General features: G+C 71.9%; 21 protein-coding genes. 9 read left to right on the forward strand and 12 right to left on the reverse strand.

Annotated features, from left to right (window positions below):
• Positions 1-249: 249 nt before the first annotated feature.
• Positions 250-2,442: a tetratricopeptide repeat protein gene (locus FHS29_RS33455; RefSeq protein ID WP_312865212.1), complete on the reverse strand. Its 2,193-nt coding sequence runs from the start codon at positions 2,440-2,442 to the stop codon at positions 250-252.
• Positions 2,443-2,842: 400 nt separating this feature from the next.
• On the opposite strand from FHS29_RS33455, the gene FHS29_RS33460 reads away from it, so the two are divergent.
• A complete protein-coding gene (locus FHS29_RS33460) occupies positions 2,843-3,814 on the forward strand; it encodes a hypothetical protein (RefSeq protein ID WP_184698183.1) in 972 nt (323 codons plus the stop codon).
• A gap of 2 nt (positions 3,815-3,816) precedes the next feature.
• Here the strand turns inward: FHS29_RS33460 and FHS29_RS33465 are convergent, their stop codons facing one another.
• Positions 3,817-5,457 carry a protein kinase domain-containing protein gene (locus FHS29_RS33465; RefSeq protein ID WP_184698186.1) on the reverse strand — a complete coding sequence of 547 codons (1,641 nt, stop codon included), beginning with the start codon at positions 5,455-5,457 and terminating at the stop codon, positions 3,817-3,819.
• A 211-nt stretch (positions 5,458-5,668) separates the two neighbouring features.
• On the opposite strand from FHS29_RS33465, the gene FHS29_RS37335 reads away from it, so the two are divergent.
• Positions 5,669-6,817, forward strand: a complete 1,149-nt coding sequence (locus tag FHS29_RS37335; protein ID WP_246441123.1) for an SEFIR domain-containing protein — start codon at positions 5,669-5,671, stop codon at positions 6,815-6,817.
• On the opposite strand, the gene FHS29_RS33475 is transcribed toward FHS29_RS37335, so the two are convergent.
• The 3 genes from FHS29_RS33475 to FHS29_RS33485 form a co-directional block, all read right to left on the reverse strand.
• Positions 6,814-9,762, reverse strand: a complete 2,949-nt coding sequence (locus tag FHS29_RS33475) for a tetratricopeptide repeat protein (RefSeq protein WP_184698189.1) — start codon at positions 9,760-9,762, stop codon at positions 6,814-6,816. The two genes, FHS29_RS37335 and FHS29_RS33475, sit on opposite strands and share 4 nt — an antisense overlap.
• A gap of 172 nt (positions 9,763-9,934) precedes the next feature.
• Positions 9,935-10,819: a Scr1 family TA system antitoxin-like transcriptional regulator gene (locus FHS29_RS33480; RefSeq protein ID WP_184698191.1), complete on the reverse strand. Its 885-nt coding sequence runs from the start codon at positions 10,817-10,819 to the stop codon at positions 9,935-9,937.
• A 17-nt stretch (positions 10,820-10,836) separates the two neighbouring features.
• Positions 10,837-11,085, reverse strand: a complete 249-nt coding sequence (locus tag FHS29_RS33485) for an HC3 family zinc finger protein (RefSeq protein ID WP_184698194.1) — start codon at positions 11,083-11,085, stop codon at positions 10,837-10,839.
• 146 nt (positions 11,086-11,231) lie between these two features.
• Between FHS29_RS33485 and FHS29_RS33490 the strand changes: the two genes are divergently transcribed.
• On the forward strand, positions 11,232-12,080 hold the full coding sequence (locus FHS29_RS33490; protein ID WP_221457070.1) for a helix-turn-helix domain-containing protein: 849 nt from the start codon (positions 11,232-11,234) through the stop codon (positions 12,078-12,080).
• Positions 12,081-12,103: 23 nt separating this feature from the next.
• Positions 12,104-12,289 (forward strand): DUF397 domain-containing protein, encoded by a 186-nt coding sequence (locus tag FHS29_RS33495; protein WP_184698196.1) that lies wholly within the window; start codon positions 12,104-12,106, stop codon positions 12,287-12,289.
• Between the two features lie 30 nt (positions 12,290-12,319).
• Here the strand turns inward: FHS29_RS33495 and FHS29_RS33500 are convergent, their stop codons facing one another.
• The 3 genes from FHS29_RS33500 to FHS29_RS33510 all read right to left on the reverse strand — a co-directional run bounded on the left by FHS29_RS33500 (position 12,320) and on the right by FHS29_RS33510 (position 14,486).
• Positions 12,320-12,715, reverse strand: coding sequence for a DnaJ family domain-containing protein (locus tag FHS29_RS33500; RefSeq protein WP_184698199.1), 396 nt, complete (start codon positions 12,713-12,715; stop codon positions 12,320-12,322).
• A gap of 167 nt (positions 12,716-12,882) precedes the next feature.
• On the reverse strand, positions 12,883-14,085 hold the full coding sequence (locus tag FHS29_RS33505; protein WP_184698202.1) for an RNA polymerase sigma factor: 1,203 nt from the start codon (positions 14,083-14,085) through the stop codon (positions 12,883-12,885).
• Complete coding sequence (locus FHS29_RS33510; protein WP_184698204.1) at positions 14,082-14,486, reverse strand: YciI family protein; 405 nt, start codon at positions 14,484-14,486, stop codon at positions 14,082-14,084. The genes FHS29_RS33505 and FHS29_RS33510 overlap by 4 nt, the downstream gene beginning before the upstream one ends.
• Positions 14,487-14,728: 242 nt before the next feature.
• Here FHS29_RS33510 and FHS29_RS33515 point away from each other — a divergent pair, with 242 nt between their 5' ends.
• From FHS29_RS33515 to FHS29_RS33525, 3 genes are all read left to right on the forward strand, one after another.
• On the forward strand, positions 14,729-15,583 hold the full coding sequence (locus FHS29_RS33515) for a PfkB family carbohydrate kinase (RefSeq protein WP_184698207.1): 855 nt from the start codon (positions 14,729-14,731) through the stop codon (positions 15,581-15,583).
• Positions 15,584-15,920: 337 nt separating this feature from the next.
• Complete coding sequence (locus FHS29_RS33520) at positions 15,921-16,919, forward strand: C40 family peptidase (RefSeq protein WP_184698210.1); 999 nt, start codon at positions 15,921-15,923, stop codon at positions 16,917-16,919.
• Between the two features lie 50 nt (positions 16,920-16,969).
• Entirely contained in the window at positions 16,970-17,515 is a 546-nt protein-coding gene (locus tag FHS29_RS33525; protein ID WP_184698212.1) for a hemerythrin domain-containing protein, read from the forward strand.
• Between the two features lie 187 nt (positions 17,516-17,702).
• Here the strand turns inward: FHS29_RS33525 and FHS29_RS33530 are convergent, their stop codons facing one another.
• From FHS29_RS33530 to FHS29_RS33540, 3 genes are all read right to left on the reverse strand, one after another.
• Positions 17,703-19,550 (reverse strand): CheR family methyltransferase, encoded by a 1,848-nt coding sequence (locus FHS29_RS33530; RefSeq protein WP_184698215.1) that lies wholly within the window; start codon positions 19,548-19,550, stop codon positions 17,703-17,705.
• A gap of 147 nt (positions 19,551-19,697) precedes the next feature.
• The gene (locus FHS29_RS33535) at positions 19,698-20,414 is read right to left on the reverse strand and encodes an ATP-binding protein (RefSeq protein ID WP_184698218.1); all 717 of its coding nucleotides are present in this window, start codon (positions 20,412-20,414) and stop codon (positions 19,698-19,700) included.
• Positions 20,411-21,424 (reverse strand): chemotaxis protein CheB, encoded by a 1,014-nt coding sequence (locus FHS29_RS33540; protein WP_184698219.1) that lies wholly within the window; start codon positions 21,422-21,424, stop codon positions 20,411-20,413. Before FHS29_RS33540 ends, FHS29_RS33535 begins: the two co-directional genes overlap by 4 nt.
• A 90-nt stretch (positions 21,425-21,514) precedes the next feature.
• Between FHS29_RS33540 and FHS29_RS33545 the strand changes: the two genes are divergently transcribed.
• Entirely contained in the window at positions 21,515-22,372 is an 858-nt protein-coding gene (locus FHS29_RS33545; protein WP_184698222.1) for a MerR family transcriptional regulator, read from the forward strand.
• Positions 22,373-22,420: 48 nt separating this feature from the next.
• Positions 22,421-22,708 (forward strand): WhiB family transcriptional regulator, encoded by a 288-nt coding sequence (locus tag FHS29_RS33550; protein WP_184698226.1) that lies wholly within the window; start codon positions 22,421-22,423, stop codon positions 22,706-22,708.
• Positions 22,709-22,858: 150 nt separating this feature from the next.
• Here the strand turns inward: FHS29_RS33550 and FHS29_RS33555 are convergent, their stop codons facing one another.
• Positions 22,859-23,551 (reverse strand): sunset domain-containing protein, encoded by a 693-nt coding sequence (locus tag FHS29_RS33555; protein WP_184698228.1) that lies wholly within the window; start codon positions 23,549-23,551, stop codon positions 22,859-22,861.
• Between the last annotated feature and the right edge of the window lie 735 nt (positions 23,552-24,286).

Here is a 24,286-nt window from a genome sequence, read left to right on the forward strand (position 1 = left end):
GGACAGGTCTCCTCGGGGGAACACGGACCCTGCAGGACCCGCGTGAGCGGGCGACGGCCGCGCGGCAGGCGCCCGCTCACGGCCTGCCGGTGCGGCCGGCTGTTCCCACGACGACCGTCCCACTACCCGTCGTTCCCACTACCGACCGTTCCCACGACCGGTCGATTCCGAGGCCGGTCCTTCCCACCGGTCGTTGCCACGACCCGTGTTCCCACCTCCGGTCGTCCGACGGAACCGGGCGCCGCCCCGTCACCCGGCGAGTTCCTCCCGCACCCGCGCCTCGTCCAGCAGGCACGGGTCGAGCGTCACCGGGATCGCGTCCGCCGACGCCCACAGCCGTCGGGCGGCCCGGTGGTCGCCGCCCGCCGCCGCGAGGTTGCCCAGCCCCACCAGCGCGCGGGCTTCCTCGTAGGCGACGCTTTCCGCCCGTGCCGACGCCAGCGCCCGCTCGTAGTGGTCACGTGCGGAGTCGGCGTCCCCGGCGCTGTACCGGACCCAGGCCTGGCAGTTCAGCGTCATCACCACGTCCAGCGGTGTCTGCGCCCGAGCCGCCGCCTGCTCCGCGTGCTCCGCGGCCTCGGCGAAGCGACCCATCGCGGTCTGCGCGATCGCCATGCCGCGCAACGTGATCACCTCGTTGCGCACCCGCCCGTCCTCGGCGTACGCCGCGAGCGCCGCCGTCAGGTCCCGCAACGCGGACTCCGGCTCCCCCTGGTAGCACCGCACCCACGCCAGGCTCGCCATCGCGTCGGTGGCGCCGAACCTGTTGTCCACCAACGTGAACAGCTCGTGCGCCCGCGCGTGGCAGGTCGCCGCCTCGGCGAACTCGCACCGCTCCTGGTGCGCCATGCCGAGGTTGTTCAGGATCATCCCCTCGGCCTCCCGGTCGCCCAGCGCCGTGGCCGCCCCCAGCGCGACCCGGTGACTGCGCACCCACGGCTCGGACAGCTTCTCCCGCGAGAAGAACGCCCGCAGCAGGTACACCAGCTGCCAGCACCGGTCGAACACCTGCTCGGCGGCGGCCAGCTCGGCGACCTCCACCAGCGTCGGCCACTGCGCCCGCAGCCACCCCAACGCCGACTCGTCGCCGAACGACCAGGCGTCCGGCAGGTCGACGGACGGCCGGAACCGGAACGGGGCGAGGGCGGTGTCCGCCGCACGGGTCCGCGCCACCGCGTACTCCACCAGTCGACGGGCCGCCGCGCGCTGCTCGACCGCATCGGCCCGGGGCAGCACCCGCGCCACGGCGAACGACCGCACCAGGTCGTGGATCGCGAGGTAGCCGCCCGGCCGCCGGGTCGCCAGGTGCGCGTCGTGCAGCCGGTCCAGCAGCCGCTCCGCCTCGGCCCGGTTCACGCCCGCGAGCGCCGCCGCCGCGTCCACCTCGATGTCCACCGCCGGGTGCACGGCCAGCAGCCCGAACATCCGGGCCTGGTCGGCGGGCAGGTTGTCGTAGGACAGCCGGAACGCCGCCGCGACGCTGCGCTCGCCGTCGTCCAGCGCGCCGAACCGGGTCTTGTCGTCGGCCAGCCGGTCCCGCAGCTCGGCCAGGCTCCACCCGCCGCCCAGCAACCTGGCCGCCGCGATGCGGATCGCCAGCGGCACCAGCCCGCACAGCTTCACGATGTCGGCGATCGGCCCCTCGTCGATCGCCGCGTACTCCCCGGCCACCACGCGGAACAGCAGCACGGCGTCGGTCGGCGACAGCTCGCCCACCGACACGTGCGCCGCGTCGTCCAGCGACACCAGCCGGTGCCTGCTGGTCACCAGCACCCGGCACCGCGACTCGGCGGGCAGCAGCGGTCGCACCTGCGCGCCGCCGGCCGCGTTGTCCAGCACCAGCAGCACCCGCTTGCCGTTCAGCCGGTCCCGGAACAGGTTCGCCCGCCCGTCCAGGTCGGCCGGGATGCGCGGACCGGGCACGTCCAGCATGCGCAGCAGCCGGTCGAGCGCCTCCGACGCGGACAGCTCCGGCACCCCGTCGGTGTGGCCGTGCAGGTCCAGGAACAGGCAGCCGTCCGGGAAGTCCGGCGACGCGGCCCGTGCGGCGGTGACCGCGAGCTCGGTCTTGCCCGCGCCCGCCATGCCGTTGATCACGCACGTGCGCACCGAGTCCGGCCCGCGCAGCAACTCGGCCAGCCGCTCGGACTCGTCGGAGCGGCCGACGAAGTGCCGGGTGCCGTCCGGCAGCCCGGCCAGACCACCCGCGGCCCGGACCGGCGCGGGTTCCCGGTCCACCATGGCGACCAGCTCGCCGTTCGCGCCGAGCACCCGGTCGCAGATTCCGGCGAGTCCGCGGTTGGCGGACACCCGGCCATTCTCCACTTTGCTCAGGTAACCCTTGGTGAAATGCGCCGCGGCCGCCAGCGCGGCCAGCGACATCCCCGCCGACAGGCGACGACGGCGTAATTCATGGCCAAACTCCTGCTTGGGTTCGAACACGGGAGCCCCGATGAGGTCGATGGAACGGTGGAAAGGGCTCCCCGGCCGCCGGGCCTGCCCGGCGGCCGGGGAGCGGTAGGTCAGCCGAGCAGGGTGCCCAGCAGGGTCACGATAACGATGATGACGTGGGTGTGCATGGTTGTCTCTCCCCTCGGGCGATCCGGCCGCACGGCGGAAAAGCCATTCGCCCGCCCCGGTCTGTTTCCGATTCCGTCGAGAATTCCTCGACACGGAAATAGTCGGACGCCCGGAAGGGAACCACCAGGCGTTGCCTGTTTCCGGCTTCTCCGGAAACCTGGAAACGCCTTTGACCGGCTTCGTCGACAACCTGTGGGAAACCGCAGAACGAGGGTTTGGGGGTGGGCGGTCTCGCTACACTCGCCCCCGAGGTGGTGAGGCGATGAGCTCCGACGTCCAGGTGCTGGTGGACGAACTCAAAGCGCTCCGCAAGGGGTACGGCGTGCAGTCCGGCGACCTGTCCGCGCGGACCGGCGGCATGGTCCGCCAGGTCTGCCGGATCACCGACGCCGACCCGCCACCCGCCCAGCGCACCAAGGTCATCGCCACGCTCACCGGGCTCATCGACGACCTGCCCGACGACCTGGCCGAGCTCGCCCGCGCCGCGTTCGGCCTCGACGGCACCGCCGACGTGCGCTACGAGGAACGGCTGACCCGGATCGCGGTCCGGGCGCAGCGCGACCCGCGGACCATCCGCCGCCGCGTCGACGAGCTGCTGGAACGGCTCGCCCAGGCCGCGCTGTACCGGCCGACGACCCCGCAGGCCGCGCAGGCGGACGCCGAACTACCGGATCACCCTTGGCACACCACGGACCTGACCGTCGCCGTGCTGCTGGACCTGCCCGTCGTGGAGGTGTTCGAACAGCGCCGGATCATCAGTCACCGCGAACGGCTGACCGAGCTGGACCACTCCGTGACGGTCAGCGAACCGCCGGGCGCCAACGGCTCCGTGGACCCGGTCGCGGTCGGCATCGACCCGGTCCGGGGCTTCCTGCTCGGCCCCGCCACCCCGGTCAGCGGCAACCGGTTGGCGTTCCGGGTCGGACTGCCCCACCCGCTGGGCCTGGACGAGACGCACGCGTTCTCCTTCCGCCTGCGAGTGCCGATGAAGTTCGCCCCGCACTACGTCTGCACGCCGCGCCAACCGTGCGACCGGTTCACGCTCAGCGTCCGGTTCGGGGTCGGCCGCGCACCCGAGCGGATCTGGCGGCTGGACGGCGAATTCCCGTTGGAGCTCAACGATCCCCTCGTCCCGCGCACCCCCTTGGCGGTGGACGCGGCGGGCGAGGCCACCGCGTCGTTCACCGACCTGCGGCCCAACCTGTCCTACGGCATCGGCTGGGATCCGCGCTGAGCTCACCGCGTCGTCGTGGTCGTCCTGGTCGTGGTGGCGGTCGCCGCCGGTGTGCCCGAGGTCGGCAGCGTCTCCGGGAAACCGTGCACCATCGGCGTCCCGAGCACGACGGTCGTGTACTTGCCGCAACTGTCCTCGGTGGTGAGCTGCCACTGCACCCGCAGCCGCAGCACGTCGGTCAGGTCCGCCTCGATCGGCACCACCTTGCCGTACTCGGCGGTGGCCTCGGCGACCTTCCGGTTGTCCGCCAGCACCTCCAGGTGCACCTTGGCCTCCGGGGACGCCGACTCGTCGTCCAGCCCCACGGTGGCGGTGAGCTTGCCGAACGCCTTGGACAGCAGGAAGTCGACCTCTCCCTCCAGGGTGCAGCCGTTGACGTCCGCGCCGAGGCTGTGCAGGTACTGCTTGCCCGCCATGGTCGCCACGCCGGCTTCCACCCGGCTGCTCTCCATCCGCCCGGTGACGGGCTCGACCGTGTCGAGCTGGATCGGCACGACGTCCCGCGCGACGACGAGGCGAACCTTGTCCTCCAACGGTTTTCCGGGCAGCGGCAGCTGCTCCAGCACCGTCCCGTCCTCCTTGTCCGGCGAGTACCGGGGCACCGCCTCCAGCTCCACCGAACCCGGCAGCGACACCTTCGCCTCGTTGAGGCTGCGGCCGACGGCGGTGAGCTGGAGGGCCCTGCGGCGGCGGGGCTTCGTCATGGCGGCTCCGGGTACGTACATCAGGCCGCCGCCGAACCCCCCGGTCAGCGGCGGCGGTGGCGGGGTGACGGTTTCCGGCGTGACGGCAGGCGGCGGGGCCTCGATCCACGGCGCGACCGACCACACCCCGAGCACCGTCGGCAGGTCGGCGAACCGGCCGATCAGCTCCCGCGCGGACGGCCGATCCGCCGGGTTCTTGGCCATCAGCGCGCAGATCGCCGACCACAGCGGGTCCGGGATGCCCTCCGGCCTGCCCGGCAGGTGCTCGACGTGGTCGGCCAGGGTCACGTGCACCCGCTTGCCGCCGAACGGCGGCACGCCGCAGCACAGCTGGTACAGCACGGCACCCAGCGCGTACAGGTCGGCGGGCGGCCCGACCGGCTCGCCGCGCAGCAGCTCCGGTGCCACGTACTGCGGCATGGCCAGGGCCACCGTGTCCGGCCCCAGCTTCGGCGCGTCCATCAGCGCCGGCACCACGCAGTGCCCGGTCAGCCGCGCGGTCGTGCCGTCTACCAGCAGGCTGTCCGCCGTGACGCCGAGGTGCGCGACGCCCTGGTCGTGCAGCGCGGCCAGCGCGGTCGCCACGCCGATGCCGAACTCGGCCACCCCGGACGGCAGCATCGGCCCGTTGGCGGCGATCCAGCCGCGCAGGTCCCGCCCCGGCACGTGGTCGGCGACCACGTACACGTGCTGCTCGTCGGCCAGCACGTCCCGCACCGGGGCCAGGTTCTCCCCGCCCACCCCGCGAACCCGGTTCACCAGCATCTTGAGGTGGTCCACCACGCCCGGCGCGGTCGCCACGTCCTCGCCGAGCACGGTGATCACGACCGGAGTCGTTTCGCCGTCCGGCTCTTCGCGCACGCCCTCGTGGACGTACCCCAGCACCGTCGACCCGCGCCGCGGGCCGAGCCGGTACCCGTCTCCCAGCCGCTGCTCCATGTGTGGCGGCCACCCCTGTTCTCCAGTGCCGTGTCGACACCTCGGAGCAGACCGCGTGACGCGCCCGGCCGTCCAGGACACCCACCGGACAGTTCCTTGCGCAGTCCACAGTGGACTGGACAGAACCCGGACAACCGCCGGACACCGGCCGTGCCGGGAGCACCGGCGGGGTTCAATCGGGCTGATCCCTTCACGACCGAGGACTGCCTGGATGACCGGATCCGACCTCTCCCCCAAGGTGTTCGTCTCGTACTCGCACGACTCGCCGCGGCACAAGGAACTCGTCCGCCGGTTCAGCACGTTCCTGCGGGTGGAGGCGGGCATCGACACCCACCTGGACCAGTGGTACGAGGACCGCCGGCGCGACTGGTCCGCGTGGGCCTCCCGACACCTGCGCGAGGCCGACTTCATCATGGTCATCGCCTCCCCGGCGTACAAGCGGCGGGCGGAAGGCCTCGCGCCCACCGACGAGGGGCGCGGGGCGCAGTACGAGGCGGCGATCATCCGCGACAACCTGACCCGCAACCTGTCCGCCGAGACCGAGCGCGTGCTGCCGGTCGTGCTGCCCGGCCGGTCGGTGGACGAGATCCCGGACTTCCTGTGCGCGCACTCGACCACGCACTACGTCGTGCGCGAGTTCACCCTGGCGGGGATAGCGGAACTGCTGGTCGCGCTGACCGGCGTGCCGCGGTTCTCGTTGCCGTCCAAGGGCAGGTTCGTCGGCTCGCCGTTCGCGGGTACGCCGTTCGAGGGTACGCCGTTCGAGGGCTCGCCGGCCGCTGGTGTGGCCTTCGGGGACTCGCCGGTCGGGCACTCGCCGCTCGCTGCGACGCGGTCGGGGGCCTCTCCGGTCGGGGGACCGCCGTTCGTCGGGGGTGCCGCGGTCCCGGAGACCTCGCAGCCCCGGCGGCCGTTGCCGCTCACCTCGATCCTGGTGCCCGTGGTGCGCGGTCGGGACATCCGGCTCACCGGCGCCCGCATCGACGGCGAGCACTACGGGGACAGCATCGTGCTGCGGCCCACGCTGTTCGCGTCCGAGGCGCGTGGCGTGATCGAGTTCGACCTGGGTCGTCGGTTCCGCAGGTTCGAGGTGGTGGCGGGGGTGCTGGACGACGCCACCGAGGCCGATCAGGTCGGCTGCTTCGAGACCTTCCACGACGGTGTGCGGCAGCCGCGGGTGGAGTGCACGCTGGGCAGGCCGGCCCGGATCGTGCAGGACGTGTCCCGGGTGCTCCGCCTGCGGCTGGTCGCCTACCGGCCGGATACCGTCGGCAGCCCGTTGCACGCGGGCGCCCTGTCGGCGTGCGGGAGGTCTGCTCGGCTGCCGGAGCTGGCCTGGGGCAATCCGACGGTCGGCTAGCGCTTCCTCCTCGGCGGGATGAACTTCTCCGACCACAGGAGGAACTTCCACGCCGGCGCGGGCAGGTTCGAGAAGATCAGCGACAGCCAGGCCGCGAGCGCCGGCTCGGACCACCCGAGCGCCCTCAGCTCGCGGGAGGCCTCGGACATCATCCGGTTGCCCTCCGCGATCCGATCGGTCATGACGTGGCACAGGCCCAGGTCGAGCCGGGTGGCCAGGCTGTCCGGGTGGGTGCGGCCGAGCGCCGCCACCTGCCTCGGCAACAGGTCCTCCAGGATCGCGCCCTGCCGCTCGTGGTCGTCGAGTTGGCCGTGGCACTGCGCGGTCGCGTGGCGGACCCGGTAGTGCAGCGGGTGGTCCTCGCCCAGCACCCGCGCGACCCGTGCCCCGACCTCGGCCAGCAGTTCCAGCGCCTGCCTCGGTCGGCCGCGGCTGACGATCGCCTTGCCCTCCATCACCAGGAGGTTCAGGGTCAACGGGCTGTCCGGGCCGTACCTGCGCTCGTAGTCTGCGCGCAGTTCGCCGATGCGCTGCGCGGAGCGCTCCCACACCTGGTTCCGCGACCCGATGTCGGTCAGCGCCACCTGGAGCTCGGCCTCCGCGCGGAAGGCGACCGCCTGGAGGTGCAGCGGGTGCTCGACCATCCCCGCCGCGCGGAACGCGTCGGCCACCTCTCCCGCGGCTTTGCGCGCCTTGCCCGCCTCGCCGCGCCGCAGGCGCAGCTGCGTCAGTTCGATCATCGCACGCGGCCACGCCCCGCGAACGCCGGTGGTGCGGAGCTCGTGCGGGAGGTCGGGCAGCAGACGGTTGATGACGGCGAGCGCGGGGGCGTACTCCCCGCGCAGCCGCAAGCCGGCGGCGCGTGCGATCAGGACCAGGCCGCGTTCCTCCGCGGGCATCCACGCCGGCACGTCGCCGTGCACCTGGATGTCCCGCCTGCCGTAGAACACCTCGTCCGCCGCCGGGTAGTCGCCCAGGTGCTCGAAAGCCTGGGCGGCGAGGAGCCTGGAACGGTAGTGGGCGGGGAAGTTGCCGTCTTCGCCGGACAGCCGGATGGCGGTCTGCGCCCGTTCCAGCGCGGCGGTGTAGTCACCGGCGTTCAGTGCCGCGCGGGCGGCCAGGATCACGTCGTCGACGCCTTGCACGTCGAGCATGTGCTTGATGCGCAACAGTTCGGTGGCGGCCTCGTGCGCGCCGAGCAGGTCCCCCTCCTGCTCGGACGCCCGGGTGACCGCACGCAGCAGCTCGACCCGGACCTCCCGGCGGACCGCCTCCGACCGGGCCACCGAGCGGGCGTGCTGGTAGGTGTGCGGCGGGCAGTCGGTCGCGAGCAGTGCCACCAGGACCTCGGAAACCCTGCGGGTCAACAGGTTCAGCTCGTCGGCGGGCGACTCGCGGCGGACCGCCTCCACCACCAGTTGGTGCACCCGCCAGGTCTGCCGGGTCCGCCGGGTGTCGGCACGGTCCAGCCGGTGCGCGAGGCCGGCGTCGTCCAGTTCGTCCAGGGCGCTCGCGATGGCCCGTTCGTCGAGCTTGGCGTCGAGCGCGCTGTGGTGCGTGTCGTTGTTCGTGACGCCGAGGACGCGGGCGAGGAGGCCCGCTTCGAAGGGCGCGGCGGACAGTGCGGCTGCCACGCCCAGCACCAGCCGAGCCGCGTCTCCGACCTCGCGGACCCGTGAACGAAGCACTCCGACGACCGACGTGGCCGCGCTGTCGGCCGAGTCCGTGGCACGCCGGGCGTTGGCGAGCCCCTGGCTGTTGCGCAGGTCGACCGCCGACGCGGCGAGCACGTACGGGTGGCCGCCGCACCGGTCGACCAGCGCGGTGATCGCGTCCCGGTCGGCCTGGTCCAGGTCCTTCCACTCGAACGCGAACAGCTCCTGGCCTTCGAAGGGCGTCAGGCCGTGCGGCTCCAGCACCGGCACCTGCCAGTCCGCACCCGCTTCCTGCGTCGTGCACAAGACGTACGCGCGCGGCGAGGCAGGCAGCAGGCCGTGCAGCACGTCCTTGCCCAGGCCGCGCGGAAGGTCGTCGACGACCCACAGCACGTCCTGCCCACGCGTGGTGAAGTGCCGTGCCACCAGTGCCTTCAGCCGGTCACCGGGCACACCTTCGACCTCCAGCCCGAGTTCGTCGGCCGCGATCGCGCGGAGCTGCCGCGTGGACTCCGCGACCACGTCGGCCCGGTCCACACCCGCGAGGTCGATCCAGTGCACGCCGCCGGGGTAGGCCTGCTGGAACAGCAGGGCGTAGCGCTCGGCCAGCCAGGTCTTGCCGGTTCCGGTGAAGCCCCTGATCACGGCGGAGGAGCACGGCGTCGGCGGACGGATCGCACGGACGTCCTTGGTGTGCAACAGGGTGTGGATGTGCCACAGGGCCGGGTACCGGCCGACGAAACGCCGTGGTGCGAGCACTTGCCGCGGCAGGTGGACCGTCGATCCGGGGGCGCCGTAGCCCAGTGGCACGTGGATGTCCCGCAGTCGTTCCCGCACGCGGAGAACGAGGAGGTCCAGGTCGATCTCGGTGGCCTGGGAGGCGTCGGAGCCCTGGGAAATGTGGAGGGCCTGGGAGGTCTGGCCGGGACCGGCGGAGAGGTAGCCCGCGTCCTCCAGCTCCACCGGCACTATGTGCGACTCGTCGGGCTCCGGGTTGACGACCAGGATGCGGTCGCGCGGGTCACCGTGCCGCTGGGCCGCCAGGAAGGCCCGCGTCAACTCCCACTGGCACGCGTACCGGGTCGGGTAGCGCGCCGAGTACACCGCCAGGAACAGGCTGCCGGCGTCGAGCTGCCGGGCCAGGTTCGCCGAGATCGCGTCGAAGGACGGGTTCGCGACGTCCCGGAACACGGACACGCCGGCGGACACTAGGGCGTCCTCGATGCGATCGACCAGATCCGTGTCGGACCAGGTGTAGCTGAGGAACACATCGGGTCGCCCGCTTGTCATCGCCGTCCTCTGCGCTGGCTCGGCCCGGCCGGCCGGTCGGGAAGGTGATGGCCCAGCGTGGCATGGCCGGAAGGAGAGGGACAGGACAAAAAGCGAACCAACCGTGGACGGTCGGGGCCAGGGTTGGCGCGAGTCGGCGGGCGGGTTGCCCGGCGGGCGCGCGGCATAGGCGCTAGTTGAGTTTTTCGTAGTCGGAGCGGATGGTGTCGAGGAGGGTCCGTACCGCGTCGCCGAAGATGGCGCTGCCGTGCAGTCGCTGGAAGGTCTTGAGGTGGCCGCGCACGTCGTCGGGGTCGGTGATGACCACGTTGCCGGCCAGGAGGTCGAACACCACCATGGTGTCGTCGAACACCACGAAGCCCGCGTCCGGCAGGGCGACTCGCAGGTGCCAGCGGATCACGCCGAGTTCGACGTCCGGGTGCCCGCTGAGCCGGTGGAGGCGATCCCAGTGCTCGGATGCCGAGCGCAGGGCGCCCTCGGACAGGACGACGACCAGTCGTTGGCCCGGTTTGGCCTCTCGCAGGAGCTGCGCGGGTACACCGCACACGCCGAACGCCCGCACGGTCCGTGCGGCGGCCTCCGTGCGGGCGACCGTCACCTGTCGGCGCGCGACGCCCCGGTGCAGCACGGCTCGGCGGTGCGCGGCGTCGCGGGCCACCTTGTCCGCCAACGAGAGCAGTCGACGGCGCCACTCGGGCGGCAGGTCGTAGACGTCGGCCAGCCGCTCGACGTCCGCGACCTTGGGCAGCAGCCGCCCGGTCTCCACCTTGGAGACCTTCGACTGGCTGATGCCCGCCCGCCGCCCCGCCACCGCGCCCGTCAGCCCCGAAGCCAGTCGGGCGCGCAGCAGTTCGGCGGACAGCTCCTCGCGACGGGCCCGTGCGTCGGCGACCGCCATCATGGTCGTGGCGGGGCGGTGGCCGCGCTTGCGCATCCGGACGCCTTCGGCCACCAGGACGCTGCGCACGGTCCCGTAGGAGCGGCCGGTGGCGGCGGCGAGGGCACGGATCGTCTCGCCTTCGGCGTAGCCTTTGGTGACGAACGACTTGAAGCTCATCGCTCCCGGCTCCCCGGTCATCGCGCGCACGCCGGGCGGTCCGGCCGCTCGTGGCACTGCCGGGGGAAGGCGGCGATGCCCTCGTGGGCGCGCCACGCGGTGTCGCAGGCCGGGCAGGTGGGCCAGCACCAGTGGACGTACGGCTGGGCGTGCGGGACGGTCAGCGGCAGGCCGCACAGCGTGTCGGCGTGGTCGCGGGGTGCTCGGTCGCTGCGGATGGCGTGCCGGCGGCCGTCGTGCGGCATCCAGCGGAAAGCACGGGTCATCTGGTCCTCCCCTGGCCTGAACGGGCAGTCCAACGCTAAAGCCTGCACGTGCAGGTTGGGGAGTACACCATTGAGTGAAGGACGATTCCGGCGATGTGCGGCAGACTGATCGGCGCCCGGAAAAGACGAGGAAAGCCGAGGTGGTCATGTCCGGCAGCGGCGCGAGCCCGACCGTCCACAAGCGACAGTTGGGCCTGGCGCTCACGTCCATGCGCGAGAGCGTGGGCAAGACGCAGGACCACGCCGCCGCCGTGCTGGAGTGCTCCCCGGCCAAGATCCGGCGCATCGAGGTCGGCGACGTGGCGATCCGCGCCGCCGAGCTGAACGTGCTGCTCGACTTCTACGGCGCGACCAGGCAGGCCCGCAAACCGATAGAGGAACTGGCCCGCGCGGCCCGCAAACGCCGCCCGCGCACCCCGTACGGCACGGTCCTGCCGGACTTCTTCCGGCGGTTCTTCAACCTGGAGCAGATCGCGAGCGAAGTTCTGCGCTACCACGCGGAACTGGTCCCCGGCCAGCTCCAGACCCCGGAGTACGCCCGCGCGCTGATCGAGGCGAACCCGTTCCACCAGGAGGAGGAGCTGGAGCGGCTCGTCGAGGCGCGCCAAGCCCGCCAGGCCCTCCTGCTGGCAGGCGGGCAACGGCTGCACCTGGTGCTGCACGAGGCGGCGATCCGGACCGTCGTCGGCGGTCCCGAGGTCATGCGGGCGCAGTTGCAGCACCTGCGCAAGCTGGCCAGCCTGCCGAACGTCACGGTCCAGGTGGTGCCGTTCGGCGCCGGCGCACACGCCGCGTCGAGCTACCCGTTCGTCATGCTGCTGTTCTCCGACGACCAGCGGCCGGTCGTCTACCTGGAGAACCTGACCACCGCCACCTCGGTCGAAGAGCCGTCGCACGTGGCGCAGTACGACCTGGTGTTCCGGCACCTGCTCGACGCCGCGCTGTCACCGGCCAAGAGCAGTGCCCTGCTGGCCACCGCGGCTGGCGAGCTGTAGTACCGACGAGGAGGAGCAGGTTCATGACCACGACCCCCACCCGGTGGCGCAAGTCGAGCCACAGCGGCGGAAACGGCGCCGACTGCGTCGAACTGGCGCACGCCACCGCGCGCCTGCTGGTGCGCGACTCGAAGAACCCCGACGGCCCGGTGCTCGCCTTCGACCGGGTTGACTTCACCGGCTTCCTGACCGGCCTCAAGAACGCGTGACCCACCGCCCCCGGCTCCCCGCCGGGGGCCTCAGCGCCGTTCCCGCCACTGCGCCACCACGTCTTCGACGTCGAACGGCATCAGGTTCAGCGGCGGCCCGGACCTCGGCTTGCGGATGGCGTCGACGATGTTCTCGTTGATCTCCCCGATGATCCGCCGGACCTCCTGCTCGGTGCGGGCCCGTCCGGCCGCCTCCCGGGCAGCCGCCGCGTCCTTGCGCAACTGGAGGGTCGGCGGCAGCACCGTGCCCTCTTCCCGCCGGATCTTCTCCTTGACCCACCACAGCTCGTCGTGGGCCCCGGACAGCCCGCTCAACGGCTCCCCGGCACCCGGCAGGTTGTCGAACTCGCCCCGGTCCTGAGCCTCCCGGATCTGCCGATCGATCCACGACTCGAAGCTCGTACCAGCGGGTTTGCGCTCCGTCATGCCCTCACCCCCTGCCCCCAGGCTACCTGGCGCACGGCCACGAGGTCGGCACAGCGGGTGACAGGACCCCTCCCCTGCGCACGCCCGGCCGGCCACGACAAGCCGGACAGCAGGGCCGGACCGATCCGGTCACCTTCGATCACGACGGTGACTGCTCCGAGGTCGGGTCAGTGGGACAGCCGGGACGCGCGCGTCAGCAGGTAGTGCTGTTCCGGGGTGCTCGTGGTGCGGGCCGCAGCGGCTCGGTAGTACTCGATCGCGCGGGCCACGTCGCCGGCCTTCTCGTACAGGTGGGCACGGGCGGCGGCCACGCGGTGGTGGCCGGGCAACCTCGGCTCCAGTTCGTCGATGAGCTTCAGGCCGGCGGCCGGACCGTGCACCATCGCGGCGGCGATGGCCCGGTTCAGCGCCACCACCGGGTTGTCCGCCATGCGTGCCAGCAGGCCGTACATGGTCAGGATCTGCGGCCAGTCGGTGTCCTCCGCGCGCAACGCGTCGTCGTGGATGGCGGCGATGGAGGCCTGCAACTGGTACTCGCCGATCGCGCCGCGGGCGACGGCGGCCATGACCAGGTCGACGCCTTCGTTGATCAGGGCCTTGTCCCACAGCGTGCGGTCCTGCTGCTCCAACGGGATCAGCTCGCCTCGCGGTCCCGTGCGGGCGGGGCGGCGGGCGTCGGTCAGCAGCATCAACGCCAGCAGCCCGGCGACCTCGCCGTCCTCGGGCAACTGCGCGTGCACGGCCCTGGTGAGGCGGATGGCCTCACCGGACAGTTCGGTGCGGTGCAGTTCGCCGCCGACGCTGCTGGTGTAGCCCTCGTTGAAGATCAGGTACAGCACGTGCAGCACGGACCGCAGGCGCGCGGCCCACTCGTCCGGTCCGGGCATGGCGAACGTGGAGCCGGCCTTCTTCACGGTCTGCTTGGCGCGGCTGATCCGCTGCGCCATCGTGGGTTCCGGCACCAGGAACGCGTTCGCGATCTCCGCTGTGGTGAGGCCGCCGACGGCGCGCAGGGTCAGCGCGATGGCCGACGCGGGCGTCAGAGCCGGGTGACAGCAGAGGAACAGCACGATCAGCGTGTCGTCCTGTTCGGACACACCACCGGGCGGTGGCTCGTGCGACACCGCCTCCTCGCGCCGACGTCGGGCGGTCTCGCTGCGCAGCAGGTCGGTCATCTTCCGCACGGCCACCTGGATCAGCCAGCCGCGCGGGTTGGCCGGCACGCCGTCCTCCGGCCAGTGCACGGCCGCCGCCAGCAACGCCTCCTGCACCGCGTCCTCGCCCAGCGCGAAGTCGTGGTACCGCCGCACGATCACGCCCAGGACCTGCGGCGCGAGGTCGCGCAGCAGGTCCTCGACGCGGTCCGTCACAGGTCCGGGGTGGCGGGCACGCTCATCAGCTCGCGCACCTCGATCGGCTGTCCCAGCGGCACACCGCCTGGGCCGGGTGCGGCGGACGCCTTCGCGGCGATCTCCAGCGCGCGTTCCAGCGTGGTGTCGACCATCCAGTAGCCCGCGAGGAGTTCCTTGGACTCGGGGAACGGCCCGTCGGTGACGACCGGAGCGCCGGCGCCGGTGAACACGACGGTCTTGGCCAGCTCCGGGGCGGCCAGGCCCTGACCGTCGACCAGCTCCCCGTTGGCGGTCAGCTCCTCGGCCAGGTCACGCTGGAAGTCGAGGTGCGCCTTGACGTCCTGCGGGGCCCACTCGGGCATCGGGACGTCGCAGTTCGTGCTCGCGCCGTAGTTCATCAGGAGCAGGAACCTGGCCATGTCGGACTCCTCGGTCTCGTTTCGCGCCCATCTTGACGCTTCCACCCGTGGGACGGAGCACCTCGGAGCTTCTCGACACGTTCGAATGTGACCTGCATCACTGCCAGTTCACGGCCGGGTGCGGTCGCTCCGGACGAGCAGTTCCGACATTCCACAGCGTGGTTGCGCCTCGCCGGGAGCGACCGCGGTGACCCGGCGCTCACCGGCCGTTTCACCGGGGTGCCTCCGGGTACGGCTTGGACATGCGGATCGCCGTGGTGGGCCAGATCGCCCGTGACCTCGTGCTGGTCGTGCCGGAGGTGCCGGACGCCTCCGGCACCGTCCCGGTCCTCGAACGCCGTGAGCTGCTCGGCGGGAAGGGCGCGAACACCGCCGTCGGAGTGGCCCGGCTGGGCGCTTCGGCCGCGTTGGTCGGCGTCGTCGGCGATGACGAGGTGGGCCGGCACCTGGTCGACCAGCTCCGGGCGGACGGCGTCGACACGTCGGACGTGGCCCGGCGCGGGCGCAGCGCGCTGATCGTGGACGTGGTCTGCGACGGGCACTGGCGCTACCTCCAGGACCTGCCCGACTCCTCCCTGGTGAACGAGGCCGACGTGAACGCCTCGGGGTTGGCCGGGGCGGACGCCGTGGTGGTGCAGCTCCAGCAGCCCGCCGAAGCCGCGCTGGCGGCGATCCGCCGGGCGGACGGGCTGGTCGTGCTGGACGGTGTCGCGTCCGACGAGCAGTTGGCCAGCGCCGGTGTCGTGCGCGCCGACCACAAGGAGGGCGAGGAGCTGACCGGACGGCGGATCTCCTCGGCCGACGACGCGGTGAAGGCCGGGCGGGAGTTGCTGGAGCGCGGGCCGTCGCTGGCCGTGCTGGAGGTGAAGGGCGAGGCGAACGTCCTGGTGTGGTCGTCGGGTGACGCGGTGGTGCCCCTGACCGAAGAGGACGTCGTCGACACGACCGGCGGCGGGGACGCCTTCGTCGCCGCGCTCACCTTCGCGCTGGTGCGCGGCGACCACCCCCACGACGCGGGACGGCTCGCGGTGGCCGCCGCCGGTCGCGCGGTCGGGCACGCGGGCGGCCGGACGGACCTCACCGGCCTGCGGGGGTAGCGCCGGGACCGACTCCGGGCTCGAACCGCTCAAGGGTGGCCGGTTCGACCGCGAAGTTCCCCGAACCGCTGGTCGTGCGCCACCAGGGGGCCGTCGAGACGGCCCGCACCGAACTGCGGGACGCCGCCGGCAGCACGCGGAGGACCTGGCGCAGCGGACCGTCGACGGGCCGGAAGCCGGGATCGCGGAGAGGCACGGCCGACTGGAGGTGGCGGGCCGACCCGGCGGAACAGGACCCCTGATGGACGGACGGATTCCGGTTCCGTAACCTGTCCGAGACCTGACCGGGGGGCAACCCGTTCGGGCTACCCGGTGTTTCGAGGAGGGCCGCGCGACCGTGGCGTCGTACCCCGTTCAGCGCACCGTCCGCGCGGCTCTGGCGGCCACCGCCGTCCTCGCGCTGGCCGGCGGGATGTCCCTGCCGCAGGCCGTGGCCGACCCGGTGCCCCCGAACGCCTCCGAGGCGTTGAAGAAGTACAACGAGCTGTCCACCCAGGCGGAGAAGCTCAACGAGGAGCACCTGCGCGCCCAGGACGACCTGTCCAGGGCCGAGGGCGAGCTCGACCGGGCCAACCGCGACCTCACCGACGCCCAGCACGCGCAGGACCTGCTGCGCGGGCAGGTGGACCTGCTCACCGAGGCCACCTTCGAGGGCGCGCGGTTCAACCAGCTGTCGGCGATCCTGGTCAGCGACTCGCAGCAGGACTTCCTCAACCGGATGTCCGCGCTCGGCATCCTGGCCGGCGAGAACGCCGAGGCGATGGACGGCCTCACCGCCGCCGTGGACAAGGCGAACGACGCCGCCCGCCGCGCCACCGAGGCCGCCGGGAACGCCAACAAGGCCATCGAGGACATCGGCCGGCGCAAGACGGCGCTGGACGAGCAGATCACCGAGGCGCGCGACGCGTACCGGGCGCTGCCCGAGTCGGAGCGCGACGCGCTCGGCGACGAGGGCTTCACCGGTCACGTGCCGGTGCCCGCCGGCCAGGCGGGGCAGGCGCTGGCGTTCGCCCTGGGCGAGCGCGGCAAGCCCTACGTGTACGGCTCGAACGGCCCGGACTCGTGGGACTGCTCCAGCCTCATGCAGGCCGCCTACCGCTCCGTGGGCATCGCGATCCCGCGCACCACCTACGGCCAGGCGACCATCGGCCGGGCCGTGTCGTTGAACGAGGTGAAAGCCGGCGACCTGGTCATCTACTACGCCGACCAGCACCACGTGTCGATGGCGATCGACGGCATCCGGGCCGTGCACGCGTCCACCGAGGGCGTGCCGGTGAAGATCCAGGACATCGAGTCGATCGGTCCGATCAACACGATCCGGCGGGTAGTCGGCTGAATAGCGGGTATCCCCCCGTCGTCCCGACGTTCGACGTGAGGAGACCCGCGATGCCCGATGTCGTCGACCTGATCATGGCGGACCACCGCGAGGTGGAGAGGCTGTTCGACGAACTCAAGAACCACCCGGAGAAGCGACCGCTGCTAGTGCCGGTCCTCGCCGCCGTGCTCACCGCGCACAGCCGGGCCGAGGAGGACTCGGTCTACCCGGTGGCGCGCGACGAGGCCGGCGAGACCGAGGAGATCGCGCACAGCCAGGAGGAGCACGTCGAGGCGGAGAAGTTGCTGGCCAAGCTGACCGCGACCGACCCGGCGTCCCCAGAGTTCGACCAGGTGCTCGACAAGCTGGTCGAAGACGTCACGCACCACGTGGAGGAAGAGGAGTCCAAGGTGCTGCCGGGGATGCGCTCGAAGCTGGGCCCGAACCGGCGCGAGGAGCTCGGTTCGGCGTTCGCGGAGAGCCGCGCCCGGCACATGGGCGATCTGCCCGGCCAGGCGAGCAAGCAGGAACTGCTGGCGCAGGCGCAGAACGCGGGCATCTCCGGCGCTTCGAGCATGAGCAAGCAACAGCTGGAGAAGCAGCTCAACGCGTCCTGAGCACGGCGCGGTTTCACGGTGAGGCGGGACGAGTGCGGTTGAACAGGCAGCCGCACCACCGCCGACCCACCGCCGCCGCTGTCAGACCGGCCACGGCCGTCGGACGACCACAGCGGACGACCACAGCGGCCGGACGCCCCGCTCCGTCGAAGCCGGACGCCCCGCTCCGCGTCGAAGGCGGGAACAGCTAGTCGTTCTGCTCCATGACCAGGATCGCGCCGTTCGGCTTGCCGAGGTTGGACCGCAGCGAGCTGCACACCACGCGCACCACGACGCCGCGTCCCTTGCGGTTGACCGCTTCCAGCTTCACCTCGGTCAGGAACGACGCGTCGGACAGCGCCTGCCGCACGACCTGGCGCAGGTCGGCCACCGGCAGACCGATGTCCAGGTTGAACAGGTGCTGCCCCTCGGCCTCGTCGCGCCGGACACCCCACAGGTCCTCGGCACCGCGGTTCCACGCGATCACCCGCAGCTGGAGGTCCAGCACGACCACGCCGGCGCGCAGCGAGGTGAGGATCGACTCCAGGAAGTCGTTGACCTGGTCCAGCTCCTGGGTGCGTTCGCGCAGCGTGTCGTTGATCGTCTGGAGCTCGTCGTTGGTGGACTGGAGCTCCTCGTTCATCGTCTCCAGTTCCTCGTTGGTGGACTGGAGTTCCTCGTTCGTCGTCTCCAACTCCTCCACAGTGGACTGGAGCTCCTCGTTGGTCGTCTCCAGCTCTTCGTTGGTGGACTGGAGCTCCTCGTACGCCGACTCCAGCTGGCGGTTCGCGTACTCCAGGTCGTCGAGCAGCCGGCGCGCGGAGGTCACGTCGTGGAACACGATCGACACGCCGAGGATCTTGTTGTCGCCGCCCACCAACGGGTTCAGGTGCACCTCGAACCACAGCGACTCGCCGGGCGACCGCGACCACTCCACCTCCTTGATGCGCAGGGCGCGCCGCTCCACCCGGCTCTGCTCGACGTACCCGCGCAGCTCCACCGGGCGGTAGGACAGGTCCAGGTCGCGCAGCGGGCGGCCGATGTCCTTGACCGTCAACCCGAACATCGACTCGGCCTGCCGGTTGGCCAGCGCCAGCACGTCGTCCCCGGTCACCACGACCTGCGCCACCGGGCTCGCCGAGAACGCGTGCTCGCGCAACTGGTCCAACCCGCCCACGTCGATCCGGCGGTCCTGGACGAACGCCTGCGTCACGAAGTGCGTGCCGCCGCCGATCCCGGTCACGGTCTTGCGGAAGATCCGCCGCTTGAGGTCGATCGGGTCGAAGGTCCGGCTGTGCGACAGCAGCATCTCCGCCTTGCCGAGGAACAGCACGCCGCGCGGCATCAGCGCGAAGTGGAACCGGCCGAGGATCCGGGTCTGCGTCTCCTGGTTGAAGTACATCAGGGTGTTGCGGCACACCAGGAGGTCTATCCGGGAGATCGGCGCGTCCTGCACCAGGTCGTTGCGGCCGAAGATCACGCAGCGGCGCAGGTCCTTGCGGAAGGCGTAGCGGCCGTTGTGCTGCTCGAAGTACTTCGCCAGCATGTCCGGCGGCACGCCCGTCAGCTCGCGTTCGGCGTAGACGGCGTGCCGGGCGTGGGCCAGCGCCTCCTCGTCCACGTCCGTGGCGTAGATCTTCACCCGCTGCCGGAACCGCTCCGGTCCGAGCACCTCGGCGAGCACCATGGCCAGGCTGTAGGCCTCCTCGCCGGACGCGCAGCCCGCGCTCCACACCCGGATAGGGTCGTCCGGCGCGCGTTCGACCAGCAGCGCGGACAGCACCTCGTCGCGCAGGTAGTCCCACGCCTCGGTGTCCCGGAAGAAGCCGGTCACGTTGATCAGGATGGTGTTGAACAGCGCGTTGAACTCGTCGGCGTTGACCTGGAGGTGGTCGATGTAGTCGACGTGGCCGTCGATGCCCACCTGGCTCATCCGGTGCCGGACGCGCCGCATCAGGCTGGTCCGCTTGTACCCGGTGAAATCGAAGCCGCGCGACTCCTTCAGGTACCGCAGCACTTCCTCGAAGTCGTCATCGGGCTTCACGGGATCGCTCACACCGCCAGACGCTACTCGCCGGACACCGCGTCGCCCGGCCGAGCCACACTGGCGTCGCCCGGCCGAGCCAGGCTGGCGTCGACCGGCCGAGCCAGGCCGGCGTCGACCACACGAGCACCGAACACGCGCGTGTCGACCACACGGGCGCTAGCCGCGCAGCACCGCCCACACCACCTTGCCGCCGCTGGGCCACGGCGAGGAGCCCCACACCCGGCTGAACCTGTCCACCAGCGCCAGGCCCTGGCCACCGCCCGCCACGTTCAACTCCGGCTGCGCGGCCTCCTCGTCGCGCACCGCGATGGTCAGCCGGTGGCCGCGCAACTCGAGCCGCAGGTGCGGCGCGGAGCCCGTGTGCTGGACGGCGTTCTGCACCAGTTCGGTGGCGACCAGCAGGGCTTCGTCCACCACGTGTGCCAGCTGCCAGCGCCGGCACACCTCGCGCACGAACCGCCGGGCCAACAGCGCGCTCGTCGACGAGTCCGGCAGCCACGTGTCGTCCCGCCGCCGTTCCGGACGCCGCCCCACCGCGGTGATCGCCTCCGCCACGGTCGGGAAGTGCCGGACGTACCGCCCCGCGCCGCCTGCCGCCAGCGCTGCCCGGTGCGGCTCCGCCACCGCGACCAGCATGATCGGCACGCCGGGCCACTCGGACACCCTCAGCCACACCGTGGCGAACACCGACATCGACGCCGGCGTGGAGAACTCGAAGTCCTCGCCCAGCACCACCACCACCGCCGTCGGCCCGTCCAGCGCGCACTTGAGCAACCCGTCCCGGAACGCGACGTAGGTGGTCAGGTCCAGCAGCCCGGTGGGCCGCACCACGGTGGCGCCCGAATCGAAGTCGACCCGCAAGTCGAGGCTCACGTGCTGTGCTCCGCCTGGGGGTTGGGGGCGAACGCTCCGGACATCAGGTGGCCGCGCAACACGTCCGCCGCCGCCGTCGACTCCTGCTCGCTGTTCTGGTAGCGCTTCACCATCGCGTCGGCACCACGTTTCTGCGCGTCCGCGCGCATCCGGCGTGCCAGGTTGGCCTTCTCCTCCAACGTCCGCAGCGCCGTCCAGAGGGCCTTCTCCAGGGTGGCGTCCTGCGCGTCCAGCAACGCGTCGGCGGTCCAGCCGTGGCCGATCTGGCAGCGGAAGCGACTGCCCTCGACGTCGAGTTCGACCAGCGTGCCGGAGCAGTCGGGACAGCTGAAGTTCGACGGTGTACCCATTCCCCTCACCTCGCTCGGGTCGGCCCCGCCGTCGTTCGCGGTGAGCACAACCTCCCTGCGCAACATCTCGGACGGCTCGCGACCGTCCGGCACCCGGCGACCCACCTCGTCCTTGAGCAGCGCGCCCATCGTGCCCGCCGAGACCACGTGGTCCACGCTGACGTGCCGCATCACCGCACTCGGCATACCCGTGTACAGGGCTTCCTCGGGATCCTGCACGACGGTGAGACCACCCCGGTTGGCGATCGCGACCATGCCCGCCGCGCCGTCGTCCAGCGCGCCGGACAGCACGACACCGATCACGCCGGAGCCGCGGGCCGCGGCAGCCGACCGGAACAGCGCGTCCACCGCCGGGCGGTGGCCGTTCTCGGTGGGACCGTGCGACAGGTGCGCCGTGCCGTCGACGACCAGGAGGTGGTGGTCGGGCGGCGCGACGTGGATGCGGCCCGGTCGCAGCGGCATACCCGCCCGCGCGCCCACCGCCGGCAGCGGTCCGCTGCGGTCGAGGATCGCGGGCAGGGCGCTGGTGCCGCCGGACGGCAGGTGCAGCACGACGGCCACGGCCGCTTCCAGGTCTTCGGGAAGGCCGGCGACGAACGCCCGCAGCGCTTCGACTCCCCCCGCCGAGGCTCCGACGACGATCAGGTCCCTCGTTGGCATCCCGTCACCTCCGGCCGTGGATACCCGGCCCGTGCCGAGGCTACTCGTTACCATTCCGCCCGGCGGGAATGATGCGGATGGCGGTGTGCGGTGCGCTGGAGTGCGGGAGCGGTGGCGCGGATGCTCGGCGTCTCCCCCGTCACCCTGCGCACGTGGGACCGCCGGTACGGGCTCGGGCCCAGCACCCGTGAAGAAGGCAGGCACCGCAGGTACAGCGAGGACGACGTGTCCCGGCTGCGGCGGATGCTGGAGCTCACCGGCCAGGGTGTCACGCCGGCGTCGGCCGCCGCCGTGGCCCTGGGCGACGCGCCACCGGAACGGGCGCGAGCCGGTGGAGGTCCGCACGCGCTGGCCGTGGAGCCGGAGGAGGCGCGCGGGTTCGCCCGTGCCGCCGCCCGGTTGGACCTGCCGCTGATGAGCACGCTCGCGGCGACGCTGATCGCGCGGGACGGTGTGGTGCGCGCGTGGCAGGACGTGCTGATGCCGTTCCTGATCGCGTTGGGCGAGCGGGTCGCCGCGCAGGACTCCGGGGTGGAGGTCGAGCACCTGGCCACGGCGGCGATCGAGTGGGCGCTGCGGTCCGACGCGCCGCCGGTGTCCGGGCGGCTGCCCGCGCTGCTGGCGTGCGCTCCGGACGAGCAGCACAGCCTGCCGCTGGACGTGCTGGGCGCGGCTCTCACCGAACGTGACTGCGCTTCGCGAAATCTGGGGGCGCGCGTACCGGCTCCGGCCCTGCTCGATGCGGTGAATTTGCTCGCACCCGCGGTGGTCGTGCTGTGGGCGCACGCGGCCGAGTACGCGGCCTTGGCCCCGGTGGCTGAGCTGCTGGAACGCGGTCAGGCGGTGCTGCTGGGAGGTCCGGGATGGGGGTCGGTGCCGAGGGGTGCGCACCGGCCGGCGTCGCTGCCCGAGGCAGTCGAAGCGGTTCTTGAGTTGAACCGATTTTGAATCGAATTTAGGCTGGGTGGGGTCATCCCGACCACAGGATGTGATCCCATGCCCGAACTGTCCCGTTTGCCCCAGCCGGTCGCCGAATCCTGGGACTGGCAGTTGAAAGGCCTGTGCCGTGGCATGGACAGCGCCTTGTTCTTCCACAGCCCCAACGAGCGGGGCGCGGCACGTGAACACCGCGAAGCCCGGGCCAAGGCGGTGTGCGCCCGGTGTCCGGTGGTGGTCGAGTGCCGCGACCACGCGCTGACCGTCGAGGAGACCTACGGGATCTGGGGCGGGCTCGGCGAGAGCGAACTGCGCCGGCTGATCAACCGCAACCACAAGCGCGACTGAGCCGACTGGCGCGCGGCCGAACCGGGCGGCGCGCTGCGTGCGGGCATTGGACGTTGGCTGGGTGCTGGGTGCTGGGTGCTGGGTGCGACCGAACTCACCGTCGGGTGGTGTGTGAACACCGCCCGACGGTGAGGTGCGGGTGGACGGCGCTCACCGGGCCGGCGCTGCGCTCCTGGGCCGCCACCGGGTGTAGCCCGCGCGCTCGGCTTCGGCGGCGGAGCGGAAGGTGACGTCGCCCTTCATGCGCTTGAAGTAGGGCGAGTCCGGGGTGTGGAAGATCATCGACTTGGTGCTGCCCTTGACCGCGAACTCGGGCCGGCGACCCGCCTCGGGCTGCTCGTCGCCCTCGGGTTGCTGCGCGCGGTCGGCGTGCGGGGCGTGGTCGAGCTTGGACTGAGCCGCCCTGGGCCGGACGGCCTGGGACCGGGACTGGCGGGATCGGGCGGGATCGTCCTCCGCAGGATGGGCTTGCCGGGCGGGCTCGGCAGTCTGGGCACTCTCCGGCTGGGCACTCTGCGGCTCGGCAGCCTGCTCCTCGGGCTGTTGCCCGGCAGGCTGCCGCTCAGGCGACTGCTCCCCGGACGACTGTTCTGCGGACGACTGCTGCTCGGACGACTGCTGTTCAGGCGATCGCTCCTCGGACGAGTGTTCCGCGCCCGACTGCTCCTCGGGCTGTTCCGGGATGACCACCGCCCCCGCAGGCAGGGCGGGGCGCAGGACCGGGTGGGCGAGTTCGGCGCGCAGGCCGCGGATGGTGGCGCGCAGCGGCAGCCACGTGAGCAGCGCACCCGCGAAGAACGCGAACGCGCACAGGACGGACATCTGGGCGAACAACCAGAACACTGCCACTCCTAGCTAATCAGGACGTCGACCTGGCGGGCAGCCGGGTTCGAGCTTTCCGGTCCGGCGTCGAGCGTGACCGTCGTCCGGATCGGATCGGGTCGGGCCGGTGCCCACCGCCACCGCGTGGTCGGTCACGCCTGTCCGGTCCAGTGCTCGGCGCAACGCGGCGGCGAGGTTCTCCCCGGCCGGGCGCGCGCGAAAACCCCTGATCCCGCGAGCAGAGCGGGGACGAGGAGGGCGCCGACCAGCCACGCTCGCCACTCTCGGGATCTCAGCACCGGGCGTTCGTACCCGAAGTGCCGGTCCGGATTCCACCGGCGCCGGCCGTACACGCAGGCCGGCGCCCGGCATTTCACCTGTCCAGGTGACACCGCTCGACCTCGCCGGGAATGCCGATCGCCGCAGCGACACAGCGGACCGCTCGCCAGAACACGGGGGACGGTCGACCGCGCCCGCCGGGTCCGGACACGACTCCCGAAGCCGTGCGAAGCCCAGAGCCGTACGAATCGCAGCGCCTTGCGCAACCGGGGCCGCGAAACTCAGGGCCTGCGAACGCCGTCCCGCCCGGCGCGGTAGGGTGTGGACTCCATGCCAGGGCGGGCGGAATTCCGCAGACCGTTCGAGCGCAGCACGAATCACGCGATCGCGACCGCGTTGGTCGGATCGCCAAGGCGTAGCGCCCCGGTGGGACCAGGTCGACACCAGCCCGACCCGCGTCGCCATCAGCAGGACCCA

This window comes from Saccharothrix tamanrassetensis (genome assembly GCF_014203665.1).
Classification (GTDB): domain Bacteria; phylum Actinomycetota; class Actinomycetes; order Mycobacteriales; family Pseudonocardiaceae; genus Actinosynnema; species Actinosynnema tamanrassetense.

Excerpts from the sequence above, each read along its gene's own strand:
- FHS29_RS33515 (WP_184698207.1), top strand. The coding sequence starts at position 14,729 with ATGCGGATCGCCGTGGTGGGCCAGATCGCCCGTGACCTCGTGCTGGTC.
- FHS29_RS37335 (WP_246441123.1), top strand. The coding sequence starts at position 5,669 with ATGACCGGATCCGACCTCTCCCCCAAGGTGTTCGTCTCGTACTCGCAC.
- FHS29_RS33460 (WP_184698183.1), top strand. The coding sequence starts at position 2,843 with ATGAGCTCCGACGTCCAGGTGCTGGTGGACGAACTCAAAGCGCTCCGC.
- FHS29_RS33525 (WP_184698212.1), top strand. The coding sequence starts at position 16,970 with ATGCCCGATGTCGTCGACCTGATCATGGCGGACCACCGCGAGGTGGAG.
- FHS29_RS33485 (WP_184698194.1), bottom strand. The coding sequence starts at position 11,085 with ATGACCCGTGCTTTCCGCTGGATGCCGCACGACGGCCGCCGGCACGCC.
- FHS29_RS33490 (WP_221457070.1), top strand. The coding sequence starts at position 11,232 with ATGTCCGGCAGCGGCGCGAGCCCGACCGTCCACAAGCGACAGTTGGGC.
- FHS29_RS33510 (WP_184698204.1), bottom strand. The coding sequence starts at position 14,486 with ATGGCCAGGTTCCTGCTCCTGATGAACTACGGCGCGAGCACGAACTGC.
- FHS29_RS33550 (WP_184698226.1), top strand. The coding sequence starts at position 22,421 with ATGCCCGAACTGTCCCGTTTGCCCCAGCCGGTCGCCGAATCCTGGGAC.
- FHS29_RS33495 (WP_184698196.1), top strand. The coding sequence starts at position 12,104 with ATGACCACGACCCCCACCCGGTGGCGCAAGTCGAGCCACAGCGGCGGA.
- FHS29_RS33480 (WP_184698191.1), bottom strand. The coding sequence starts at position 10,819 with ATGAGCTTCAAGTCGTTCGTCACCAAAGGCTACGCCGAAGGCGAGACG.
- FHS29_RS33540 (WP_184698219.1), bottom strand. The coding sequence starts at position 21,424 with ATGCCAACGAGGGACCTGATCGTCGTCGGAGCCTCGGCGGGGGGAGTC.
- FHS29_RS33500 (WP_184698199.1), bottom strand. The coding sequence starts at position 12,715 with ATGACGGAGCGCAAACCCGCTGGTACGAGCTTCGAGTCGTGGATCGAT.
- FHS29_RS33465 (WP_184698186.1), bottom strand. The coding sequence starts at position 5,457 with ATGGAGCAGCGGCTGGGAGACGGGTACCGGCTCGGCCCGCGGCGCGGG.
- FHS29_RS33475 (WP_184698189.1), bottom strand. The coding sequence starts at position 9,762 with ATGACAAGCGGGCGACCCGATGTGTTCCTCAGCTACACCTGGTCCGAC.